Below are 22,088 nucleotides of genomic sequence, written 5' to 3' on the forward strand. Positions count from 1 at the left end.
TAGACAATCCGGGTGATCAGCCGCGAACCTTCACTTCGCGTGTTCGGAATGTGACCGAACGCGTGTCGGGGAGTTGTTCGATCGTGTGACCTGCGTCGACGCAAAGGCGTCACTGCAGAGCATGTTGAAGGAGTCAACACACCATGGGGTGGTCTTCACGCCCGCGCGCTCGCCTGCGCGCGGCCGCCGGTCTGGTCGCCACGGCCGTGCTCGGCGCACTCTCCCTCACCGCACTCGGCCCGACCGCCGCCGACGCCGCGACCCAGCAGGGCATCGGCGTCGAGGTCCCGGCACAACGGTTCGACAACAAGGACCACAGCGGCAACTGGCTCGGGTCCTACCTCGTCGCCGGCAAGCAGGTGTTCTGCGTCAGCTTCCAGCTGAAGGCACCGGACTCGAACGAGAAGTACAAGCCCGGCGACAAGCTGCTCACCAAGTGGGGCGACGAGATCCCCGCCGACAAGGCGGCCAACATCTCGTACCTGCTGCTGCGCTACGGCGACACCAAGGACGCGAACATCGCCGCCGCGCTGGCGCACCTGCTGCACTCGTACACCTCCGCGCCGCGGCCCGGGCACGACGACCTCAACCAGGCGCTGCCCGCGGACAAGATCGGCTACGACATCGACATGCACCTGCAGGGGCTGAAGGACAAGGCCCCCACGGCGTACGACGACGTCGCCAAGCTGACCACCGACGCCGAGGCCAACCGCGGCCCGTGGACCGCGTCGGTCACGCCGCCGAAGGAGGACCAGCACCTCGGCAGCGCGGCGACCTGGACGGTCACCGTGAAGAACGCCAAGGGCACCGGCGTCCCGGACGTCGCGGTCAAGCTCGACGCCACCGACGCGACGCTGACGACCGGCACCGACTCCGACTCGCAGGACGACGCCCAGGCCACCGACACGGCCGGCGGCAGCGCCACCGTCCAGGGCGCGCAGACGGAGACCACGCTCAAGACGGGCGCCGACGGCACGATCTCGGTGAAGCTCACGCCGACCGGTGACCAGCCGAAGCTCGCGACGTCGCTCTCGGCCCCGGCCGACCGGCCGTACGTGCAGAACCCGGTGAACACCGGCATCCAGAACGTGGTCTCCACCGGCGGCGAGAAGACGCTGACCGCGGAAGGCGTCGTCGCCGTCGCGAAGCCGGGCAAGGTCCAGGTGACCAAGACCGACGCGAAGACCGGCAAGGGCATCGGCGGCGCGACGCTGCGGATCACCGGCAAGGACAAGAAGACCGCCGCCACCGGGCAGGACGGCAAGCCGCTCAGCGGCCCCGACGGCAAGCCCGTGGTCGTCACGACCGCCGGCGACACCGGTGCGGTGACCGTGGACAACCTGCTGGCGCCGCAGGACATCTGCGTCGTCGAGGTCAACGCACCGCCGGGCTACGAGAACGCGTTCGACCCGAAGAACCCGCCCTCGGTGTGCGGCTCGCTGAAGCCGGGCGAGACACTGGCGCTCAGCCTCGCCAACACGCCGAACGAGGTCCCCCACGCGATCCCCGCGGGCGACCAGCCGGTGGCGATGGCGAAGGGCGCCGTCGAGACGAGCTTCTCCGCGCCGGGGCTGATCGGCCTCGCGGTGCTCGCGCTCGTCGGTTCGGGTCTGGTCGGGTTCGCCGCGCGGCGCGCGTCCCGGAGGTAGTGAGAGCGGAACGGGTATGGCAAGCAAGAGCCGGTTGATCACCGGTTTCGTCCTCGGCGCGGCGAGCGTTCTCGTGGTGGAGCTCGCCACCGTCGTGATCAGCGCACCCCCGATGGCGATGGTGGCCGGCAGCGCTCAGCCGGCCGCCGCCGCCCTCGCGGGTCTGCGGCCGGCTGCGCCTTCGGAGGCGCCTTCTTCTTCGGCGCCGCCTTCACTACCGTCCACCGCGCCGGCCGGGCCGCCGCCCGCCGCGCCGGTGGAGCACAAGCAGCCCCCGCTCGCGCCGCAGAAGCCGGGCACGCTCCGGCTGCCCGGCGGCGGGACGGCCGCGATGGTGCGCCAGAGCCTCGGGCCGGGCAACACGCTGCCGGTGCCCTCGGACATCGGGCAGGCGGCCTGGTGGGGCGCCGCGCTCGACGCGGTGAGCGGCGCCAGCGTCTTCGCGGGGCACGTGAACTGGAAGGGCGCGACGGGGCCGTTCGCCGAGCTGTGGAACGAGCGTATCGGCGGCGAAGTGACCATTGTGGACAGTTCGGGGAAGAGCTCGAAATACCGGATCTCGCAACTGGTCACCGTGCACAAGGACGATCTGCCGGCCCGCGCCGACGACCTCTTCGGGCAGGCTGGGCCACACCGGGTGGTGCTCGTGACCTGTGGCGGCCGGTGGGTCGGCGGGACCGACGGGTACGAGGAGAACCGGGTCGTCATCGCGGATCCGGTCTGATCCTTCCACCGAGTTTTCACCGCGCTTTTCGCGCCGTGCTATTCGACGAGGGTGCCCCGGCGGGATTTCGCCGGGGCACCGGTTTTTCTGCCTTTTTCTCCTGCGTGGCAGGCAACGGCGTGCAGTTCACCTGATGCGAGGGGACCGTTCGCTCCGCGCGGCGGGTGTCGCGAACGGTCACTTCGTACCGCCCATCGGGACACCGTCGCCGGAAAAGGTGCCTCCGACCTGCGGGACCCGGGTTTCACCGCAAGTTACTAGCGAGTAACATCACTCGGGCGCGCTGTGGTCAGCGCGGCTTCCATGCAGCAGAATGCGGCAAGGGTCCAGCGTTGTACGGCGGAGGGTGATGGAGATGGCGACGTTCTTGGTGACGGGTGCGACCGGGTTGATCGGCCGCCAGTTCACCCGGCTGCTGCTCATGCGGCCGGACGCGGAACGCGTCGCCCTCGTGGTGCGCGCGTCGTCGAGGGAGAAGCTGGCGAAGCTGGTCGACGGGTGGCCGCACGCGGACCGCGTGACGCTCGTGACCGGCGACCTCGGCGAACCGATGCTGGGTGTGTCCGAGGAGGACCGCGACGCCCTGCGCGGTGTCGACCACGTGGTGCACCTGGCCGCGCTCTACGACATCACCGCCGACGACGAGATCAGCATCAAGGCCAATGTGGACGGTACGCAGCACGTCGTCGACCTCGCCGCGGACCTGCGCGCCGGCGGACTGCACCACGTGTCGTCGGTGGCCGTGGCCGGTGATCACGAGGGCCTGTTCACCGAGGACATGTTCGACGTCGGGCAGCGGCTGATCACGCCGTACCACCGCACGAAGTTCGAGGCCGAGAAGCTGGTGCGCGAGCAGCACGAGGTGCCGTGGCGCGTGTACCGGCCCGCCGTCGTGGTCGGTGACTCGAAGACCGGCGAGATGGACAAGATCGACGGCCCGTACTACCTATTCCCGGCCATCAGCAAGCTCGCCGGGCTGCCCGACGTGCCGATCGTCGGGCCGGACCTCGGCGACACCAACGTGGTGCCGGTCGACTACGTGGCCAAGGCGCTGCTGGAGCTGGTGACCACGCCAGGCCTCGACGGGCGCGCCTTCCACCTCGTGAACCCCGAGCCGCAGCCGGTGGTGTCGGTGTACAACGCGTTCGCGCGGTCCGCGGGCGCGCCGACGATCACGGTGCAGCTGGGCGAGGGCGTGTCGAAGGGGCTCGTCGGGCTGGTGAAGCTCAGCGAGCACATCCCCGGCTTCACGATCGCGCGCGACGCGGTGATGGAGCGCCTCGGCATCCCGCCGGTGCTGCTGGAGACGATGGCGTTCCCGTCGGTGTTCGCGTCGACCGAGACGCGCAAGGCGCTGGCGGGCACGGGCGTGGAGGTGCCGCGGCTCGAGGACTACGCGGCCACGCTGTGGCGCTACTGGCGCGAGCACCTCGACCCGTTCCGCGCCCGCAAGCACGGCCCGCGCGGTGAGCTGGACGGGCGGCGCGTGATCATCACCGGCGCGTCTTCGGGCATCGGGCGAGCGACGGCGCTGAAGGTCGCGGCGGCGGGCGGTGTGCCGCTGCTGGTGGCGCGGCGGCAGCACGAGCTGGAAGAGGTGCGCGACGAGATCATCGCGGCCGGCGGCACGGCGTCGGTGTACCCGGCGGACCTGACCGACGAGGAGTCGGTGCACAAGGCCGTGGACGCGATGCTGGCCGAGCACGGCCGGATCGACATGCTCGTGAACAACGCCGGGCGCTCGATCCGCCGGTCGATCAAGCTGTCGTACGACCGGATCCACGACTACGAGCGCGCGATGGCGATCAACTACTTCGGCGCGGTGCGGCTGATTCTCGCGGTGCTGCCTCACATGTCGGAGCGGAAGTTCGGGCACATCGTGAATGTTTCGTCGATCGGTGTGCAGGGCATCGCACCGCGGTTCTCCGCGTACGCCGCGTCGAAGGCCGCGCTCGACTACTTCTCGCGAATCGCGGCGACGGAGACGCACGGTGACGGCATCACGTTCACCACGATCCACATGCCACTGGTGCGCACGCCGATGATCCGGCCGACGAAGATCTACGACGCGTTCCCCACGAAGTCGCCGGAGCAGGCGGCCGACATGGTCATGAAGGCGCTGATCGACCGGCCCAAGCACATCGGCACCCCGGCGGGGCAGGCCATCGGGCTCACCTACACGCTGGCACCGGGCCTCACTGACGCGATCGCGTACCAGGGTTTCCGCATCTTCCCCGACTCGACGGCGGCCGGCGGTTCGGGCCGGCTCAAGATCGGCCGTGGCGAGAAACACCTGTCTCGGGCTGCGATGGCGCTTGCGCGGCTGTCGCGCGGGTTCCACTGGTAGTCACGGTGCGTTTCCGGGGTGAGGCCGTTCAGGCGACGATCACCAGGTAGGGCCCGACACATGGCGGTGAATCACCAGTCCTGACGCCGACGACACAATGTGCGCGGGTACCGTCGGGCCCATGGTTCCCGAGCGAGACAACGGCCTCCTGCCCCTGCGGCGCGAGTACACCCAAGCCTGGCACGGCTTCGACCGCAACGAGGTGCGCCAGTACCTCGATCACATCGAGGCGCAGCTGCGCCGGCTGCTCAGTGATCGCGACGCGGCGGCGACGCAGGTCGCCACGCTGTCGCGCGAGCTCGAGGCCGCGCGCGGCGAGGTGACCAAGCTGCAGGGCCGCGTCGAGGAGCTGATGAAGCCGCCCGAGCGGCTCGAGGACTTGGACGAGCGCATGCAGCGCACGGTGCAGCTCGCGCAGGCGCGCGCGGACGAGATCACCAAGCGCGCGCAGGTGGCGGCGGAGAAGCACTGGGCTTCGTCCACCGAGGCGTCGACGAAGCTGCGCGAGCGCTACACGCGTCTGGTCTCGGAGCTCGACAAGCAGGCCGAGGCGCTGCACTCCGAGCACGAAGAGGCTTTGAAGGAGACGCGCGCCGAGGTGCAGCGGCTCACCGTCGAGGCGGCGCAACGCCGGGAACTCCTCGACAACGAAGCCGAGCGCAAGCGCCGCAAGATCGAGCGCGACTTCGACTCGAAGATCACCGCCGAGCGCACCGCGCACGAGAAGCTGATCGCCGACCAGCGCACGGCGAGCAAGAACCAGGCCGAACGCCGCATCGCCGAGGCGACGGCCGAGGCCAAGCGCCGCGTCGACGACGCCACCGCGGAAGCCAAGCGCCGCCTCGACGAAGCCACCACTCAGGCCGCCCAGCGCACCACCGCGGCGACCCGCAAGGTCGAACGCCTCGCCGAGATCCGCGAGCAGGCGCGCAAGAACCTGGCGATGGCGGACGAGGTGCTGAAGAGCAGCGAGACCCTGCTGGCGGCGCTTCCGGTGGAGTCGGTGATCCCGTCGGCGTCGAAACTGGTGGGCGGGGATGATCCGGCTGCTTCTTCTGTGTCGGCCAAGCCTGCTGCCTCTGCGCCTGCTGCCAAGCCTGCGCCTGCCCCGGCCGCTTCTGCCAAGCCCGCTGCCGCGCCGGCACCCGCTGCTTCTGCCAAGCCCGCTGCCGCGCCGAAGCCCGTTCCGGTCCCGAAGCCAAAGCCCGAGGTCGTCTCGGTCGACTCCCCGACCACCCCGGCCCCGACGGTGAAACCCAAGCCCGCACCGGCAAACGGCAACGCCGCCACCGCCGCGAAGCCCACCGGGAACGCCAACGGCTCCACTCCTCAGCCGGTCTCCCAGGTGGCCGGCAAGTCCAACTCCTGACCCGCACTTCACGACCGAAGGCCGCTCCCCCTCCACGGGGAAGCGGCCTTCGTCGTTTCTTACGGTGGCCGCGCGAGCGTCTGTCAACCCCCGCCCCGCAGTTGTCCACAGGCAGCCGCCTATCCACAGGAAATGCCGGATTCCCTTGCTACCAGCGGGTTTTGTCGGGGGTGGCCGATAGACTGGACGTGGGACGCCCCCCTGGGAGGGCGGGGCCATGCCACCGGGGCGAGGGTCAGCGGCTGCGGGGCCAGGGGTTTGCCGCCTCGAGTTGAGCCGCGAGGCCCAGCAGTAGCGATTCGCCGCCGGGTGGGGCGATGAGCTGGACCGAGGTGGCGAGGTCGAGGGGCGGGTGGTGGCCGACGGGCACGGAGAGGGCGGGGAAGCCCGCGAGGTTCCAGAAGCCCGTGAAGTCGGCGACGCGGACGGCCGGCAGGGCGTTCGCGAGCCAGGAGCGGCGGTGCCAGCGCTGGGCTTTCGGGGGCAGCGTGGCGAGCGTCGGGGTGATGAGGACGTCGTGGGAGGCGAAGAACGCCTCGGCGCGGGAGATCCACGTGGTGCGGGAGCGGTCGCGGACGAAGGCGCGCGTGAGGTGGCCCAGGCGGACGTGGGTGCGGGTGCGGGGCTGGAGGTGGCGGAAGGTGAACTCCGCGTCGGCTTGGGAGGCGGGGCCGGCGAACCAGCGGGCGACGAGGGCGAGCATGGTGTCGAAGCCGTAGGCCGGGGTGGCTTCCGTCAGCGAATGACCAAAACCGGTCAGCAACGTCGAGGCTTGGGTGACGGCCTGGCCGAGCGGGCGCGGGAGCGGGGCGCGCGTGACGGGGACTTGGGTGGAGAAGGCGATGCGTTGCGGGCCGGGCACCGGAACCTCGGCCAGCGAAGTTTGCTCGCCCAGCACGGACATCAGCAGGGCCGCGTCGGCCGTGGTGGTGGCCAGCGGGCCGTGCGTGGACATGCCGTACCAGCCCTCGGTGGGCTCCTGGACGACGCCGCGGCCGGGCTTGAGGCCGACGAGGCCGCACATGGCGGCGGGCAGGCGCACGGAGCCGAGGCCGTCGGTGCCGTGGGCGATGGGGACGAGGCCGGCGGCGACGGCGGCTGCGCTGCCGCCCGAGGAGCCGCCGGCCGTGTACGCGGGTTCCCACGGGTTGCGGGAGACGCCGGTGGGGTCGTCGCTCATCGGGTACAGGCAGAGCTCGGGCACGCGGGTGAGACCGACGATCACGGCGCCCGCCGCGCGCAGGCGGGCGGCGATCACCCCGTCGGAAGAAAACGGCGTCCGCGGACCGGCGACCGAGCCCCAGCCCGCGTATTCGCCGGCGACCTCCGTGACGTCCTTGACCGCCACCGGAACACCCGCCAACGGCAAATCACGCAGGTCCGGGCGGGCGGCGACCTCCGCCGCCTCCGCGAGGGCCTCCGCCGCGCGCACGCGCCGGAACGCGCCGACCACGCCGTCGGCCGCCGCGATGCGGGCGAGGGCTTCCTTGGTCACCTGGACGGGATCCAGCTCACCGGCGCGCACCGCGCGCGCGATCTCCACCGCAGTCTGCACCATGATGCGCACCCTAACCGTCCTCAGTGGACAGCGACAAGGCTCCGCGCGCAGTCGACGACGGTCGCGGCCGCGGGCCGGGGCTGCCAGCCGAGCAGCTTCTGCGCCTTGGCCGAGGTGTACACGTTCTTCCGGCCGAGGTCCGGCGCCACCTCGCGCACGCCGGCATTGACGAGCGCGAAGCCGCGCAGCACGAAGTCGGGCAGACCGCGCGTGGGCACCTTGGCGGCGTCGGGGCCGAGCTTCGCGCGGATCTCGCGCGCCGCCTCGCGCAGCCACAGGAACTCGCCGACGGCGACGAACCGCTCGCCCGCGGCCTCGGGCGCGAGCATGGCTCGAAGGTGGAGATCGGCGAGGTCACGGACGTCGGTGACGCTGTAGCCGAGCCGCGGGACGCCGGGGAGGCGGCCGTCGAGCAGGGCGCCGATCAGCTGCACGGAGCCGAGCGCCTGGCCTTCCAGCACCGGGCCGAGGATCGCGCCCGGCAGCACCGTCGCCAGCGAAGTGCCACCGCCGGCGGACTCGATGAAGTCCCACGCCGCGCGCTCGGCCACGGCCTTGGAACGGCGGTACGGGTTGAGGCGGCGATCGTCGGGGTCGGTCCACAGGGTCTCGTCGAACACCTCGGCGCTGCGCGTGCCGATCGGCGGCGCGGCGGCGGCCAGCGAGGACGTCATCACGACTCGCGACACCCCTGCCTCGGTCGCGGCCTTCAGCACCCGCAGGGCACCGTCGCGCGCGGGGCCGATGAACGCGTCGGGGTCGCGCGAACCATCGCCGCCCAGCGGCGAAGCGACGTGCAACACGTAGGTGCAGCCGGCCACGGCCTCGGCCCAGCCGGCGTCGGACGTCAGGTCGGCGACCACGACCTCCAGCCGGTCACCGGGGTCGATCTCGCTGCCGACCGCGCGGCGCACCGCGGCTTCCTTGGCGGCCGAACGCACCGTCGTCCGCACGTCGTAGCCACGCCGCAGCAGCTCGGCGAGGCACCAGCCGGCGACGTAGCCGGTCCCGCCGGTCACCAGTACGCGCATGTGTCTCTCCTCGAAGTTCATTAGCCATTCGGCTAATGAAACCACCGTAGCCCATCCCCGCACCGAACGCCGTGGGTTAGCATCGCCGGGTGTCACCCACCCGGACTGAACAGGCCGAGAAGACCAGGCGGGCCGTGCTCGCCACGGCGCAGGAGCTGTTCGCCGAGCACGGGTTCGACGCCACGTCACTGCAGCTGATCGCCGACACGATGGGCGTCACGAAAGCCAACGTCTACTACTACTTCCGCTCGAAGGCCGACATTCTCGCGGCTCTCCTACAGAGCAGCATCACGGCGTTCGACGAACTCCTCGAAGCGGCCGCGGAGGTCCAAACCGGACAGCAGCGGCGCGAGCTGCTTGTCGACGGTTTCGTGGACCAGGTCGTGGCCCACCGGTCCGTCTCTCCGCTCAACCGCACCGACCCGGGCGCACGGCGGCACGAGAGCATCGGCCAGGCGCTCGACGACCAGGCCCGGCGCGGCCTGCGCCTGCTCTTCGGCGACCACCCGACGCCAGACCAGACAGCCGCCTACTGGACGGCGACCGAACTCGGCCCCGCGCTGCGAGGACTGGACCACCTCTCCGACAACGACCTGCGCGCCACCCTTCGCCGCCTCTGCCTGCGCGTCCTGGACGTCTGAACCACCACGGACAGATACGAAAAGGGCCTTCCCCACGAAAAGGAGAAGGCCCGAAGCAAGGGCGGCGGCACCGCCCCGGTCGCCGCCCGGCGAGAGTGGTTCAGATGGCGCCGGCACGCAGGGCGTAGGCCACGGCGTGGGCACGGTTGTTGAGGCCGCAGCGGGTCATCAGGCCGTACAGGACGTTCTTCACGGTCCGCTCCGAGTAGCAGAGCTTCGTCGCGATCTCCTCCGTGCCGTAGCCCTCTGCGACGAGCCGCAGCACGTCGCACTCGCGGGCGGCGAGGCCGGACAGGGTGAGGCCGTTGGGCTCGAGCACGTCGCGGCGCATGCGCTGGACCTGGCCGAGCAGCGCGCCCTGCAGCCGCGGCGGCAGGCTGGCGGTGCCGTCGCCTGCGGCGAGCACGGCGGACACCAGTTCAGCGCCACCGGTCTCGCGGCGCGGCAGGATCGCGACGACGCCGCACTCGATGGCGGTCATCAGGTCGCTCTCCCGAAAGTGGTCGGCGACGATGACGAGGTGCGGTCCGGCCAACTGCTCGGACTCGCGCCCCAGCTCCTTGACCCGCGACAGCACTCGATCGGTCACGTGCTCCTCCATCACGAGGACCACGTCGGCCTGCGCGGCCGAGTCCTCGGGGAGGACCTGCAGCTCGGCGCGGGTACCCAGCAGGCTCGCGGCGCCGGCCTTGGTGATCGGGTCCGAGGCGAGAACAGCGACTTTGACGAGCTTCACGAGATCTCCTACCACCACTCCAGGTTGACGGTGATAAGTCTCGCGCGGACGACTTCACGTTTTCTTACCAAGATTCTTCACGCCCGCCGCGATCGTGAAGCATATCCCTATAATCGCAGGTCAACGTCCTCTACGCACTGCTTCACGAAGGTCTTGACGGCAGGGTTGAGCCGCCCGTCGGCCCGGGCTTCACGCCGGCCTTCACGCCTCCCGGCACACCCCGCATGCGTTCGGCCCCGCCGCGCCGGAGTTCCCGGCGATCTCCCGGAACGCCTCCCGCGCCCGCTCGACGCAGTCGGGCATGCGGCCGACGGCCTCGGTCCAGGCCTGCTTGGCCGCCCAGTAGCGCGCCTGCGCCTCCGGCGTCCAGCCCGCCAGATTTCGTTCCACAGTGGACTCCAGCTCCGCCAGCACGGCCCGGATCCCGCCGGTCGTCCTGCCCATCCGGTCGAGGATCTCGTCGGCGTCGGTGAAGTCGAAACGCCCTGGGCTCATATCCCGCTCAGGCCACCCGTCCACGGCGTCGCCCGCTCGTCGGCGGCCGGGCGCGCGTCCGCCGCGCCGCCGGTGACCGTGAGCAGGTCGGCGAGCCGGCCCAGGATGAGGTCGTACTGCTGTTCCCAGTCGTTCATCGCCTGGCCGAAGCGCACCGAAGCGTCGCCCCGCCACGACGCCTGCAGCGCCGCCATCTCGCTGTTGACCCGCCTCAAATGTGCGTTGGCCGAGTCTATGGCGCGGGCGAACTCACCCGCCGCACCGCGCATACCGTCCGGCACCACCGTCGGAGGGATCGATTTCACGACGCTCTCCTCACCACCACGTCCCCAGAACCCGCGCCCGTGCCGCGCGGCCTGCTCATGCGAGCGTGACCCACCAACGGAGGGTGGCGAAACCGGAGACCAGGTGGTATGCCCGATTTTCGGATATCCTTGCCTGCCGTTCCACCGGCGCCTCGGCAGCGGAGTTTCCCGGGTGTTCGCCGTTACGCCGAGTGGCCGTTACACCGCGCCCCGAGACTGACGGTCAGGGCGACCGGCGAGACCCGGCCCCGGCCCGCTCCACCACCCGTTCGGGCGTAAGATCACCACTGGCATCCGGCGTGTGACGATCCGTCAACGCGTGAAGGGAGACCGATGTCGGCAGCGGACGGCGCGGCAGGCGGTATCACCGCGCCGAAGATCCGGCTGCTCGGCCCGGTCCGCGCCTGGCGCGGCGGCACAGAACTCGACAGCGCCGAGCTCGATCTCGGCTCCGCCCACCGCCGCACAGTTCTCGCGGTGCTGGCGATGTCGCCCAACCGCACCGTTTCCCGCGAAGAGCTGATCGACGCCGTGTGGGGCGACTCGCCCCCGGCCAGCGCGCAGGGCAGCATCTACACCTACATCTCCGGCCTGCGCCGCGCGCTCGAACCCGGCCGCGCGAAAGGCACCGGGCCGCAACTGCTCGCGTCCATCGGGTCGGGTTACTCGCTGTGCGTGGAGCCCGCAACCATCGACGTGCACCACTTCGAGGCCCTGCGTGACCAGGCTCAGCGCCACCTGTCGGCCGGCGAACGCGGCCCGGCGCTGGCGAAGCTCGACGAAGCGCTCGCGCTGTGGCACGGCGAGCCGCTGCAGAACCTGCCCGGCCCGTTCGCGGCGTCGCAGCGCACCCGGCTGGAGGAGCTGCGCCTCGCGACGGTCGAGCGTCGCGCGGAGGTCGTGCTTGACAACGGCGGACACCGGGAGCTGGTCGACGAACTGCTCGAGTCGGCGCGCGAACACCCGTTCCGCGAACCACTGCACGGGCTGCTCATGCGAGCGCTCGCGCTCGGCGACCGTCGCGCCGAAGCGCTGGCCGTCTACACGGACTTGCAGGACAAGCTGATCGAGGGCTTCGGCACCGAGCCGGGGCCGGCGCTGCGCGAGCTGTACGAGCGCCTGCTGGGCGGCGGTTCCGCGGTGGAGACCCCGGCGCCGGCGCCCCGGCCGGCGCCGCCGCCCGCCCGCGTGCCGCGCTTCCCGTTGCCGGTGCTGCCGCCGCGCGCGGAAGTCTTCTTCGACCGCGCGAGCGAGACTTTGCTGCTGCGCGAAACCGTCGCCGGTCTCGCCGGCGGGCTCGGCCGTTCGGTGTGGGTCGAGGGCGAACCCGGCATCGGCAAGACGGCGCTGCTCGCCGAAACCCTGTTCATGGCCCAGGACGCGGGCGTCAAACCGCTGTTCGCCTCCGCCGACGCGCTCGACCAGCGCTTCGCCCTGCGGCCGCTGCTCGACGCACTGGGTGTGCACCCGCGCGCGTCGGATCTGCGACGCGCGGAGCTCGCCGTCGCGCTCGCCGAGAACCCCGGCGCCGACCCGCTGGAGGGCATCCTGGGGCTCGTGCGCGAGCTGTGCGCGGACGAACCGCTCGCGCTCGTGGTCGACGACCTGCAGTGGGCCGACGACACGACGGTGCGCGTGTGGCGCTACCTGAGCCGCGAGACGCGGCGGCTGCCGCTGCTGCTCATCGGCGCGTGCCGCCCGGTCCCCCGTCCCGCCGAGCTGGACGGCCTGCGCGCGGAGCTGGCGGCCGACGGCACGGAGCTGCTCACGCTCGGGCCGCTGCCCGAAAGCGCGATCCGCGACCTCGCGGATGATCTCGCCGGCGCCCCGCCGGGCCAGGTGCTGCGCACGCTGATCTCGTTCGCGTCGGGAAACCCGCGCTACGCCAAGGAAATCGTGGAGACGCTGCTCTCCAACGCGATGATCCTGCTCGACGGCGCGCAGGCGATCGTCGATGGCAACAGCTGCCGCACGATCCCGGCGCCGCTGGGTTCGCGCATCACGCTGTACCTGAGCTTCCTCTCCAGCGGCACGCGCGACGTCCTGCGCTGGGCGGCCTTGCTGGGCAAGGAGTTCTCGCTGTCGGACATCGCGATCGCCACCGAGCGGCAGGCGACCGCGCTCGTCGGCGCCGTGGAGGAGGCGCTCGCGGCAGGCGTGCTCACCGAGTCCGACGAGCTGCTCGCCTTCCGCCACCCGCTGCTGCGCCGCGTGCTCTACGAAAAGACGCCGGCCGCAATGCGCGTCGCGTTGCACCGCCAGCTCGCCGAGGCGTTCCAGGGCGCGGGTGCGTCGCCCGAGCGCGTGGCCGAGCAGCTGGCCGCCGCGCCGGTGCAGGTCGACCCGTGGGTCACGGGCTGGCTCACCGAGCACATCGGCACCGTCGCCACCGAGGCGCCGCGCATGGCCGTCGATCTGCTCAAGCACGTGGTCACCCAGGCCTCGCTGCCCGCCGACGCCCGCGAACCGCTCACGGCCACGCTCGCGCGGCTGCTGTTCTGGCTCGGCCGCGAACCGGAAGCCGAGGCGCGCTCGGTCGTCGCGCGGACCGAGGACAGCAGGCAGGCCGCGGAGATGCGCTGGATCCTCGCCTACATCTACTACCGCCGCGGCGAGTTTGCAGAAGCGTCCGAAGAGGTCCGTCGCACGCTCGCCGACAGAGGTGTCCCCGAGATGTGGCGCGGCCGGCACGAGACGTTGCGCGCGACGCTGGAACGGCTGGCCGTGGACGAAACGTCCGAACCGGACTTGTCGGAACTCGGTGTGCTCGACGGCCTCGACGACGCCGCCGAACCGCTGAGCACCGCGCGCCGGCTGGCCGCGACCCGCGCCGTGCCCGGCGAGATGCACCTCGCGGGCGCCGTGCACTACTACTGGCGCGGCCGCTGGCCCGAGGCGCTGGCCGAGCTCGACACGGTGATCAAGGGCGGCGCCGAGACGGCGTCGTACGTGTTGCGCAGCCCCGGTTCCGCACTGCTCGTGCACGGCGTCGGCGCGTTGATCGCGAGCCACCGCGACGAGCCGGAAGAAGCGAGCGCGCACCTCGACGCCGCCGCGCACCAGCACTGGCCGCAGGGCCTGGAGCCCAACGGCGGCGACTACCTGCTGGCCGCCGAGGCGCAGCTGTCCGAACTGGAGGGCAACCCGGAGGCGGCGCTCGCCGCGCTGACCCCGTTGCTGGACCAGGGTTATCCGCCTTCGGCGCGCCAGCAGTGGCTGCCGGACCTGGTGCGCCTGGCGATGCAGCTGGGCGAGACGCACTACGCGTACCAGGCGCTGCGGCTGATGGGTGACACCGACGGCTCCGACGTCCCACCCGCGCACACCGCCGCCGCGGCCCACTGCCGCGGCCTGGTCGCGGGTGATCCCGACGCGATCCTCGGCGCGGCCGCGCACTACGAGGCCGCCGGCCGGGTGCTGAAACACGCGCGCGCCACCGAGGACGCCGCGATCCTGCTGGCGGAACACGGCCGCCTCGACGAAGCCCGCTCGGCGTTCCGCGCGGCGCTCACCAGCTACACCACGCTCGGCGCGGCGTGGGACGTGCGCCGGGCCGAAACCCGGATGCACCCGCACGGCATCCGCCGCGCGAACCCCGTGCGCAGCCGCGCGGCGGGGGAATGATCCCGCTTTTGCCACCACAGCGCTCCGCTGAGCGGGACTGGCCGTTGGGCCCGGATGGAACTGGCCACTCGTACGATGCCGGGTGATCACCGGCTCCCGGTAAGCTCGTCGAGTCAGACCGGTACGTCGAATGGAACGGCATGCCAGGGGATGCGCACAGCGGGTTGCGGGTGGACGTGCTCGGCCCGTTGCGGGCCTGGCGGGGTCCGGCCGAGATCAAGCTCGGGCCAGCGCGCCAGCGTGCCATCTTCGCGATGCTCGCGGTCAACGCCGGCCGCTCCGTGCCGCGCGCGGAGCTCATCGCGGGGGTGTGGGGCGACTCGCCGCCCGCCAGTGTCGAGGGCAGCGTGCACACCTACGTCTCGGGGCTGCGGCGTGCGCTCGATCCCGAGCGCACGAAGTGGGCGGCCTCGGGCGTGCTCGTGTCCGATGCCGGAGGCTATTCACTCGCGCTGGAGCCCGAAGGCCTCGACGCGGCGATGTTCGAACGTCACCGCGAGCAGGCGCAGCAGCACGCCGCCGCCGGTGATCACGACAAGGCCGCCGCGGAGTACGACGCCGCGCTCGCCCTCTGGCACGGCGAAGCGCTGTCCGGCGTGCCCGGCGAGTTCGCCGAGCGCCACCGCGAGCACCTGGCCGAGCTGCGGCTCGACACGCTGGAGCGCCGCGCCGCTGCCGTCCTGGAGCTCGGCGGCCACCAAGATCTGATCGCGGAGCTGACGGTGCTGGTCGGTGAGCACCCGCTACGGGAGGCGGTGCGCGAGCCGCTGATGCTCGCGCTCTACCGCAGCGGCCGGCACTCCGACGCGCTCGACGTGTTCCGCGACGCCCGCGCCACCCTGCGCGCGGAGCTCGGCGTGGAGCCCGGGCCGCGGCTGCGGGAGCTGCACCAGCGCGTGCTGGAGCAGGACCCCGCGCTGGACCTGCCCAAGGCGAAGGCACCGGAGCCCGCGGCCGGCCCCGAGCCGATTTCCGTGCTGCCACCGCGCGTCAGCCGGGCGCTGGACGACGGGGACGACAGCCCGTTGTACGGCCGCGAAGCCGAGTCCGCGCAGCTGAGCGAGCTGCTGGCCGAGGTCCGCGACGGGCGGGGCCGGGCCGTGTGGATCGAGGGCGAGCCGGGCATCGGGAAGTCGGAGCTGCTCACCCGCGTGTTCAGCCACGCCACCGGCGGCGGGCTGCAGCTCGCCTGGGTCGCGGCGGACGAGCTGAGCACCCGGTTCCCGCTGCAGGTGATGCTGGAGTGCCTCGCGATCGACGCCGCCTCACCGGATCCGCGACGCGCGCGTGTGGCGAAAGAGCTGGTGGGCGAGGGGCCGGCGCAACGCGCGTGGGGTTCGAGCGACCCGGTACTCGGAGCGGTCGACCGGCTGTTGTCCCTGGTGGACGAGCTGTGCGCCGACGTCCCGCTGGTCCTCGTGATCGACGACCTGCAGTGGGCCGACGAGTCGAGCGTGCTCGTGTGGCACCGGCTGTGCGCGGCGACGCGGCAGCTGCCGTTGCTGCTCGTGGCCGCGACCCGGCCGGCGCCCGATCGCGCGGAGCTCGCCCAGCTGCGGCGCGGCGTCGAGTCGCGCGACGGTGTGGTGCTGGACCTCGAACCGCTGGTGTCGGACGACGTCGTGCGGCTGATCGAAGGGCTGCTCGGCGCGGATCCCGGCCCCGGCCTGCGTGAGCTGGCCGCTCGTGCCGCGGGAAACCCGTTGTACGTCAAGGAAATGGTCGACGTCCTCGTGCGCGCGGGTGCGGTGGAGGTGGACAGCGGCTACGCCGACGTCGACGACCCCGCCGAGTTCGAGACGCCGCGCTCGCTCGTGGCGGCCGTCGACCGGCGGCTCGACTTCCTGCCGGCCGAGACGCAGGACGTGCTGCGCTGGGGTGCGCTGCTGGGCATGGAGTTCGCGGTGGGCGACATCGCGGCGGTGCTCGGCATCCGGCCGTCGGACCTGCTGGGGCCGTTGGAAGAAGCGGTGGCGGCCAACGTCCTCATCGACACGGGCACGCAGCTCGCGTTCCGGCACCCATTGCTGCGCCAGGCGCTCTACAACCGGCTGCTTTCGGGCACTCGCGCAGCCCTGCACCGGCAGGCCGCGGAGGCGCTGGCGCGGATCGGCGCGCCCGTGAAGCGGGTGGCGGAGCAGCTCGTGGCGGCGCCGTCCACTGTGGACCCATGGGTGCTGGACTGGCTCACGGAGAACCAGACGGCCGTGACCAACCGGGCGCCGCTGATCGCCGTGGAGCTGCTGGAGCGGGCGCTCACCGCGTGCTCGGCCTCCGACCCGCGGCGCGAGGCGCTGATCACCGCGTTGGCGAAGGTGCTCTTCCGGCTGGAGCGCAACCCGGAAACCCTTGCCGTGCAAGCGCTTGAGCTGTCGCAGGATCCGGAGAACGTCGCCGAGATGCGGCACCTGCTGGCCACGCTGCGGTTCCGGCGCGGGGCGGTCGCGTTCGCCGTGCAGACGCTCGAAGAGGCCGAGGACGATCCGGCGCTGCCCGAGATCTGGCACGTGCGGCGCCGGCACCTGCTGGCGAACTTCCGCCGCGGTGGGCTCGACGACCTCGACGTCGCGGAGGCCAGCGCGCACCAGGCCCTCGCGGAGGCCGACGGCGACCCGTACCTGTCGGCGCACGCCTTGCAGACGTTGTGGCTGGTGGATTCCGTGCGCCGCCACCACGAAAGCGCGCTGGCGCACATCGACGAGGCCGTCGACGCTGTCGGCGACGAACACGAGCTGGCCGACCTGCACCTGGATCTGCTGGACAACCGCGTGTTCACGCTGCAGAACCTCGACCGGCTCGGCGAGGCGGACCGCACGCTGCAGGCGGCGGGCGAGATCGCGCAGCGGCATTCGATGCCGATCGGCTTGCAGGTGTCGGTGGCGGTCCACCGGTATTGGGAAGGGCGCTGGGACGAGGCGCTGGTCGAGCTCGACACCGTGACGGAAGACGGACCGGCGATCACCTTCTACGGCCTGCGTGAGCCCGGCGCGGCGGCGTTGCTGCTGCACGGCGTGGCGTCGCTGATCGCCGCCCGGCGCGGCGAGCGCGGCCAAGCCGCGGCGCATCTGGACGCGGCGGAGGAGTACGCGCCGGCGACCGGTGCCGAGCGGGAAAGTTTCGACTTCCTGCTGGTGGCCAACTCGGTGGTCGCGTGGCAGCGCGGGGAGATCAAGGAAGCGCTGGCCGTCCTCGAGCCGATCCTCAACCCGACGTACGCCCAGATGATGTTGCGGCACCAGTGGCTGCCGATGTTCGTCGGCTTGGCGTTGGAGGCCGGCGACCAGGCGCTCGCGTTGCGCGGGTTGGCGGTGTGCGAGGAAGAGGCCGCCAAGGAACGCGAGCCGGCCCGGGCCCACGCGGCGATGGACTGGTGCCGCGGCCTGATCGACAGCGACCCGGCACCGGTGCTGCGGACCGTGGAGCACTTCCGCTCGGTCGGACGCCGCCCGGAGCTGGCCGCGGCGCTGGAGGACGCGGCGGTGCTGCTCGCCCGGACCGAGGACCTGCCCGCGGCCCACGCGGCGCTGGACGAGGCCGCGGAGCTGTACGTGTCGCTGTCGGCCCGCTGGGACTTGCAGCGGGCGGAGAAGCGCCTGCGCGAACTCGGCGTCCGCCGCGGGGGGCGGCTCGTGGCCGCCGCCCGGCCGGGGCGTGGGTGGGATTCGCTGTCGCCGCTGGAGGTCCGGATCGCGACGCTCGTGGCGGAGGGCCGGTCGAACCCGGACATCGCGACGGAGCTGGCTTTGCCGCGACGAACGGTGCAGGCGCATGTGGCGCGATTGCTGGGGAAGCTGGAGTCGCCGTCGCGGTCCGGTGTCGCGAATGCTGTGGCGCGGCGGATCGGCTGAGGGTCGACGAAAGTCGGGGATCCGGGTGGACTGTCGGGTGAAGCGCCGCAGGTGACCCGGCCACCAGGGTAGGCGGCATGAGAAAAACCTTGGTGCTCCTGGTAAGCCTGCTCGCGATGGCCGCGACGGTTGCTCCCGCCCGGGCGGAGATGGTGGTCCGGTTGCCGGAACCCGGCGGGCCCCGCGCGATCGGCGAGCGCGACGTGCGGTTGGTCGCCCCCGCGCGCGGCGGGCGCGAGCTGATGATCAGTGTCTGGTATCCCGCCGCCCCTGGGCCGAGCCCAGGGCGCCCTACCTGCCGGCCGTGGCGGCCGGCTACTTCGACCAGGGCGCGGCGCCGGCGTTGGGTATCGAGGCCGGCACTGTGGAGTGGAAGAGGATCGCCGCGCACGCCCGGGCCGGCGCAGCGCCGTGGGGGCGGTGGACGGAACCCCACGCAACCACCACACGGCGCCGGCGTGGAAGCTGTTGTGGGACAACACCACCGGCCCCAAGCCGGACGCCACCCTGCCCGACGCCGTGCACTACAGCTTCACCGACGTCCAGGCCATCCTCCCGCAGGTGCCCGCCGATCCTCGGACGCGGTGGCTCAGGATCGGCACGATCGATCCCCGAACCAGCATTGCAGTTCAGCGAAGGGCGCTGGCGTCGTTCCTCAGGACGGCAATCGGTTGAGCTTCGCAACCTCGCCCAGGAAGCGGCCCGAGTCCTTGATCGTGCGGACCTGCGTGTCGAAGTCCACGTGGATCACGCCGAAGCGCTGGGTGTAGCCCATGCCCCACTCGAAGTTGTCCAGAAGGGACCACGCCAGGAAGCCGCGGACGTCGGCGCCCTGGGCCATGGCGTCGTGGACGGCGCGGATGTGGGTGTCGAGGTAGGCGACGCGGGCGGGGTCGTGGACGCGGCCGTCGACGACGGTGTCCTCGAAGGAGGCGCCGTTCTCGGCGACGACCAGGGGCAGGCCGCCGGTGTGGGAGTTCAGCCACACCAGCAGATCGGTGAGCGACGACGGCGTCTGCTCCCAGCCGAACGACGTCAGCGGGCCGCGGGCGGGCAGGACGTCCATGCCTCGTAGGCCGGGCAGCGGGCAGTTGCTCGTGGCGAGCGGGTCGTCCAGCGGTGCGACGCGGGCGGGGGCGTAGTAATTCACGCCGAGCCAGTCGATCGCGGCGGCGATGAGGTCGGTATCACCGTCCTGAATGGACGCCGCGAACCGGCCGCCGTGGTGTTCGACGTCGGCCATCACGTCGGCCGGGTAGCCGCGGCCGAGGACGGGGTCGAGGAAAAAGCGGTTGTGGATGCCGTCGAACTTGCGCACGGCTTCGCGGTGGGCATCGGTATCACCGTCGGCCAGCGCGGGCGCGAAGTTCAACGCGACCGAGAAGTCCTGCCCGGGACGGGCCTGTTCCGTCAACGCCCGCATCGCCAGGCCGTGGCCCAGCAGCAGGTGGTGCGCGGCGACCAACGCCGTGTCGTAGTCCTGGATGCCCGGCGCGTGGACGCCGCTGCCGTAGCCGAGGAACGCGGCGCAGAACGGCTCGTTGATGGTCGTCCACTGGGGCACGCGGTCGCCGAGGACGTCGTGGACCACGGCGGCGTAGTCGGCGAACCGGTAGGCCGTGTCCCGCGAAGGCCAGCCGCCCGCGTCCTCGATGGCCTGCGGGAGGTCCCAGTGGTACAGCGTGAGCACCGGCAGGATGTCGCGGCTCAGCAGCTCGTCGACGAGTCGGTCGTAGAACGCGAGGCCCTCGGCGTTGCGGGTGCGGCCGTCGGGCATCACGCGTGGCCACGCCACCGAGAACCGATAAACGGGCAGGCCCAGCTCGGACAACAACGCGGCGTCCGTGCCATACCGGTGGTAGTGGTCGCACGCGACCGCACCGGTGTCGCCGTTGAGAACCTTGCCCGGTGTCGCACTGTAGGTGTCCCAGATGGACGGTCCGCGACCGCCCTCGGTCACCCCGCCTTCGATCTGGTACGACGCGGTCGCCGCGCCCCACCAGAAGCCGGACGGGAACTCGAGCTCAGCCATGGACAGCACCTTTCAGGATTCCCCGCACGATGTAACGCCCCAGAACCAGGAACAGCGCGATCACCGGCAGCACGCCGAGCGTCGCGCCCGTGAGCATCAGCGCGTAGTCGGTGTAGTAGCCGCTGGCCAGCTGCGAGAGCACCACCTGCACGGTCGGCGTCTCGTTGGGGTCGAGAACCACCAGCGGCCAGAAGTAGTCGTTCCACGTGGCCATGAACGTGAGCATCGCCAGCACCGCGGCCTGCGGCCGGATCGCGGGCAGGGCCACGTGCCAGAACGTGCGCACCACCGACGCACCGTCCACAGTGGCCGCGTCCACGAGCTCGCTGGCCACCGCGCCCTCGCACGCCTGGCGCATCCAGAACACACTGAACGCGCTCACCAGCGCCGGTACGATCACCGCCTCCAGCTTCCCGTACCAGCCGAAGTCGCCGACCACGAGGTACAGCGGGATCACGCCGAGCTGCGCCGGCACCATCGCCGAGCCGACCACGAACAGGAAAAGACTGTTGCGGCCAGGGAACCTCAGTCGCGCGAACGCGAACCCGGCCAGGCTCGCGAGGACCACATTGGACACCATCACCGTCACGGCCACGATCAGCGAGTTGCCGATCGCCAGCCAGAAGTCGACGGTGTCGAACACGCGCCGGATGTTCTCGAACAGGTGCCCGCCCGGCAGCAGCAGCGGTGAGGTCTCCCCGATCGCCGAGTTGTCGCGGGTGGAGATCACGAACGACCAGTACAGCGGGAACAGCGAAGCACCGACCACACCGACGAGCACCACGTACACCCACGCGCCCGCGCGCCGCCGCGGCATCACGGCGCGCTCACGAACCGGCGCACCAGCCGGTAGTTGAAGAACGCGAACAGCACGCAGAACACGAACATCACCCACGACAGCGCCGACGCGTAGCCCGCGTCGAACTTGCCGAAACCCTTTTCGTACAGGTACATCGTGAGCGTCTGGAACTGCCGGTCGTTACCGCCCGTGCCGCTGGAGCCCGTCGCGTCGAACAGCTGCGGCTCGGCGAACAACTGCAGCCCGTTTACGGTGCCCGCCACGGCCGTGAACGCGATGGTCGGCCGGATGCCCGGCACCGTCACCGACCAGAACGACCGCCAGCGCGAAGCGCCGTCGAGCGCCGCCGCCTCGTACAGGTCCTGCGGCACGGCCTGCATCGCCGCCAGGTAGATCAGCGAGTTGTAGCCGGTCCAGCGCCACATCACCATCGTCGCGATGGCCAGGTGCGAGGACCACTTGCGCGCCTGGAACGAGATCGGGTCGATCCCGAACCAGCCGAGCACCTCGTTGACCACGCCGCAATCGCGGCTGTAGAGCTGCGCGAACACAAGCCCCACGGCCACGACCGACACCACGTTGGGCAGCAGCACGCCGGTGCGCCACCACGTCGCCGCGCGCAGCGGCCGGTTCAGCAGCGCCGCGATCCCGAGCGCCAGGAAGAACTCGGGGATCGCGGCGAGCAGGAAGATGCTCGTGGTGTTGAACAGCGCGTTGTAGAAGCGGCCGTCGGTGAACAGCTCGGCGTAGTTCGCGAGCCCGAACCCGCCCTGGTCACCGGCGAGCAGGTCCCAGTCGTGCAGGGACACCCAGGCCGTGTAGACGAGCGGGAACGCCCCGAACACCACGAACACCGCGAAGAACGGGGCGATGAAGAGGAACGGCGTGACCTTGCGGTCCCAACGCGCCGACAGGGGGCCGCGCATGCGG

Annotated in this window: 16 protein-coding genes; 8 read left to right on the forward strand and 8 right to left on the reverse strand. The window is 71.5% G+C overall.

Annotation, left to right across the window (positions count from 1 at the left end; genetic code table 11):
- The first annotated feature begins 143 nt into the window (after window positions 1-143).
- From AB0M56_RS08320 to AB0M56_RS08335, 4 genes are all read left to right on the forward strand, one after another.
- A complete protein-coding gene (locus tag AB0M56_RS08320; RefSeq protein ID WP_364172289.1) occupies window positions 144-1,649 on the forward strand; it encodes a hypothetical protein in 1,506 nt (501 codons plus the stop codon).
- Between the two features lie 16 nt (window positions 1,650-1,665).
- Window positions 1,666-2,373 (forward strand): class F sortase, encoded by a 708-nt coding sequence (locus tag AB0M56_RS08325; protein WP_364172290.1) that lies wholly within the window; start codon window positions 1,666-1,668, stop codon window positions 2,371-2,373.
- A 355-nt stretch (window positions 2,374-2,728) separates the two neighbouring features.
- Entirely contained in the window at window positions 2,729-4,720 is a 1,992-nt protein-coding gene (locus AB0M56_RS08330) for an SDR family oxidoreductase (protein ID WP_364172292.1), read from the forward strand.
- Window positions 4,721-4,841: 121 nt separating this feature from the next.
- Entirely contained in the window at window positions 4,842-6,089 is a 1,248-nt protein-coding gene (locus AB0M56_RS08335) for a cell division protein DivIVA (RefSeq protein WP_364172294.1), read from the forward strand.
- A 235-nt stretch (window positions 6,090-6,324) separates the two neighbouring features.
- Here the strand turns inward: AB0M56_RS08335 and AB0M56_RS08340 are convergent, their stop codons facing one another.
- Together AB0M56_RS08340 and AB0M56_RS08345 are read right to left on the reverse strand one after the other, a co-directional pair.
- Complete coding sequence (locus AB0M56_RS08340) at window positions 6,325-7,647, reverse strand: amidase family protein (RefSeq protein WP_364172295.1); 1,323 nt, start codon at window positions 7,645-7,647, stop codon at window positions 6,325-6,327.
- 20 nt (window positions 7,648-7,667) lie between these two features.
- On the reverse strand, window positions 7,668-8,678 hold the full coding sequence (locus AB0M56_RS08345; RefSeq protein ID WP_364172297.1) for an NAD-dependent epimerase/dehydratase family protein: 1,011 nt from the start codon (window positions 8,676-8,678) through the stop codon (window positions 7,668-7,670).
- 89 nt (window positions 8,679-8,767) lie between these two features.
- Between AB0M56_RS08345 and AB0M56_RS08350 the strand changes: the two genes are divergently transcribed.
- The gene (locus AB0M56_RS08350) at window positions 8,768-9,319 is read left to right on the forward strand and encodes a TetR/AcrR family transcriptional regulator (protein WP_364172299.1); all 552 of its coding nucleotides are present in this window, start codon (window positions 8,768-8,770) and stop codon (window positions 9,317-9,319) included.
- A 100-nt stretch (window positions 9,320-9,419) separates the two neighbouring features.
- Here AB0M56_RS08350 and AB0M56_RS08355 read toward each other — a convergent pair whose 3' ends face one another.
- The 3 genes from AB0M56_RS08355 to AB0M56_RS08365 form a co-directional block, all read right to left on the reverse strand.
- The gene (locus AB0M56_RS08355; protein ID WP_220244148.1) at window positions 9,420-10,055 is read right to left on the reverse strand and encodes a response regulator transcription factor; all 636 of its coding nucleotides are present in this window, start codon (window positions 10,053-10,055) and stop codon (window positions 9,420-9,422) included.
- A 201-nt stretch (window positions 10,056-10,256) separates the two neighbouring features.
- The gene (locus tag AB0M56_RS08360; protein WP_364172301.1) at window positions 10,257-10,550 is read right to left on the reverse strand and encodes a hypothetical protein; all 294 of its coding nucleotides are present in this window, start codon (window positions 10,548-10,550) and stop codon (window positions 10,257-10,259) included.
- Window positions 10,547-10,855, reverse strand: coding sequence for a WXG100 family type VII secretion target (locus tag AB0M56_RS08365; protein WP_364172303.1), 309 nt, complete (start codon window positions 10,853-10,855; stop codon window positions 10,547-10,549). The genes AB0M56_RS08360 and AB0M56_RS08365 overlap by 4 nt, the downstream gene beginning before the upstream one ends.
- A 333-nt stretch (window positions 10,856-11,188) precedes the next feature.
- Here AB0M56_RS08365 and AB0M56_RS08370 point away from each other — a divergent pair, with 333 nt between their 5' ends.
- The 3 genes from AB0M56_RS08370 to AB0M56_RS08380 all read left to right on the forward strand — a co-directional run bounded on the left by AB0M56_RS08370 (window position 11,189) and on the right by AB0M56_RS08380 (window position 19,002).
- Window positions 11,189-14,479, forward strand: coding sequence for a BTAD domain-containing putative transcriptional regulator (locus tag AB0M56_RS08370; RefSeq protein WP_364172305.1), 3,291 nt, complete (start codon window positions 11,189-11,191; stop codon window positions 14,477-14,479).
- Between the two features lie 140 nt (window positions 14,480-14,619).
- Complete coding sequence (locus AB0M56_RS08375; RefSeq protein ID WP_364172307.1) at window positions 14,620-18,327, forward strand: BTAD domain-containing putative transcriptional regulator; 3,708 nt, start codon at window positions 14,620-14,622, stop codon at window positions 18,325-18,327.
- A gap of 420 nt (window positions 18,328-18,747) precedes the next feature.
- Window positions 18,748-19,002 carry a hypothetical protein gene (locus AB0M56_RS08380; protein WP_364172308.1) on the forward strand — a complete coding sequence of 85 codons (255 nt, stop codon included), beginning with the start codon at window positions 18,748-18,750 and terminating at the stop codon, window positions 19,000-19,002.
- Here the strand turns inward: AB0M56_RS08380 and AB0M56_RS08385 are convergent.
- From AB0M56_RS08385 to AB0M56_RS08395, 3 genes are read right to left on the reverse strand one after another with little or no spacing between them, the layout of a single operon-like run.
- Window positions 18,983-20,359: a GH1 family beta-glucosidase gene (locus AB0M56_RS08385; protein WP_364172310.1), complete on the reverse strand. Its 1,377-nt coding sequence runs from the start codon at window positions 20,357-20,359 to the stop codon at window positions 18,983-18,985. The two genes, AB0M56_RS08380 and AB0M56_RS08385, sit on opposite strands and share 20 nt — an antisense overlap.
- The gene (locus tag AB0M56_RS08390) at window positions 20,352-21,179 is read right to left on the reverse strand and encodes a carbohydrate ABC transporter permease (protein ID WP_220244152.1); all 828 of its coding nucleotides are present in this window, start codon (window positions 21,177-21,179) and stop codon (window positions 20,352-20,354) included. The genes AB0M56_RS08385 and AB0M56_RS08390 overlap by 8 nt, the downstream gene beginning before the upstream one ends.
- Complete coding sequence (locus tag AB0M56_RS08395) at window positions 21,176-22,084, reverse strand: sugar ABC transporter permease (RefSeq protein WP_364172312.1); 909 nt, start codon at window positions 22,082-22,084, stop codon at window positions 21,176-21,178. The genes AB0M56_RS08390 and AB0M56_RS08395 overlap by 4 nt, the downstream gene beginning before the upstream one ends.
- Window positions 22,085-22,088: the final 4 nt, after the last annotated feature.

The organism is Amycolatopsis sp. NPDC051372 (genome assembly GCF_040682095.1).
Classification (GTDB): domain Bacteria; phylum Actinomycetota; class Actinomycetes; order Mycobacteriales; family Pseudonocardiaceae; genus Amycolatopsis.

What these genes read in the sequence shown, in the direction of transcription:
- AB0M56_RS08320 (WP_364172289.1), top strand. Translation starts at nt 144, where the DNA reads ATGGGGTGGTCTTCACGCCCGCGCGCTCGCCTGCGCGCGGCCGCCGGT.
- AB0M56_RS08325 (WP_364172290.1), top strand. Translation starts at nt 1,666, where the DNA reads ATGGCAAGCAAGAGCCGGTTGATCACCGGTTTCGTCCTCGGCGCGGCG.
- AB0M56_RS08330 (WP_364172292.1), top strand. Translation starts at nt 2,729, where the DNA reads ATGGCGACGTTCTTGGTGACGGGTGCGACCGGGTTGATCGGCCGCCAG.
- AB0M56_RS08335 (WP_364172294.1), top strand. Translation starts at nt 4,842, where the DNA reads ATGGTTCCCGAGCGAGACAACGGCCTCCTGCCCCTGCGGCGCGAGTAC.
- AB0M56_RS08340 (WP_364172295.1), bottom strand. Translation starts at nt 7,647, where the DNA reads ATGGTGCAGACTGCGGTGGAGATCGCGCGCGCGGTGCGCGCCGGTGAG.
- AB0M56_RS08345 (WP_364172297.1), bottom strand. Translation starts at nt 8,678, where the DNA reads ATGCGCGTACTGGTGACCGGCGGGACCGGCTACGTCGCCGGCTGGTGC.
- AB0M56_RS08360 (WP_364172301.1), bottom strand. Translation starts at nt 10,550, where the DNA reads ATGAGCCCAGGGCGTTTCGACTTCACCGACGCCGACGAGATCCTCGAC.
- AB0M56_RS08370 (WP_364172305.1), top strand. Translation starts at nt 11,189, where the DNA reads ATGTCGGCAGCGGACGGCGCGGCAGGCGGTATCACCGCGCCGAAGATC.
- AB0M56_RS08375 (WP_364172307.1), top strand. Translation starts at nt 14,620, where the DNA reads ATGCCAGGGGATGCGCACAGCGGGTTGCGGGTGGACGTGCTCGGCCCG.
- AB0M56_RS08385 (WP_364172310.1), bottom strand. Translation starts at nt 20,359, where the DNA reads ATGGCTGAGCTCGAGTTCCCGTCCGGCTTCTGGTGGGGCGCGGCGACC.
- AB0M56_RS08395 (WP_364172312.1), bottom strand. Translation starts at nt 22,084, where the DNA reads ATGCGCGGCCCCCTGTCGGCGCGTTGGGACCGCAAGGTCACGCCGTTC.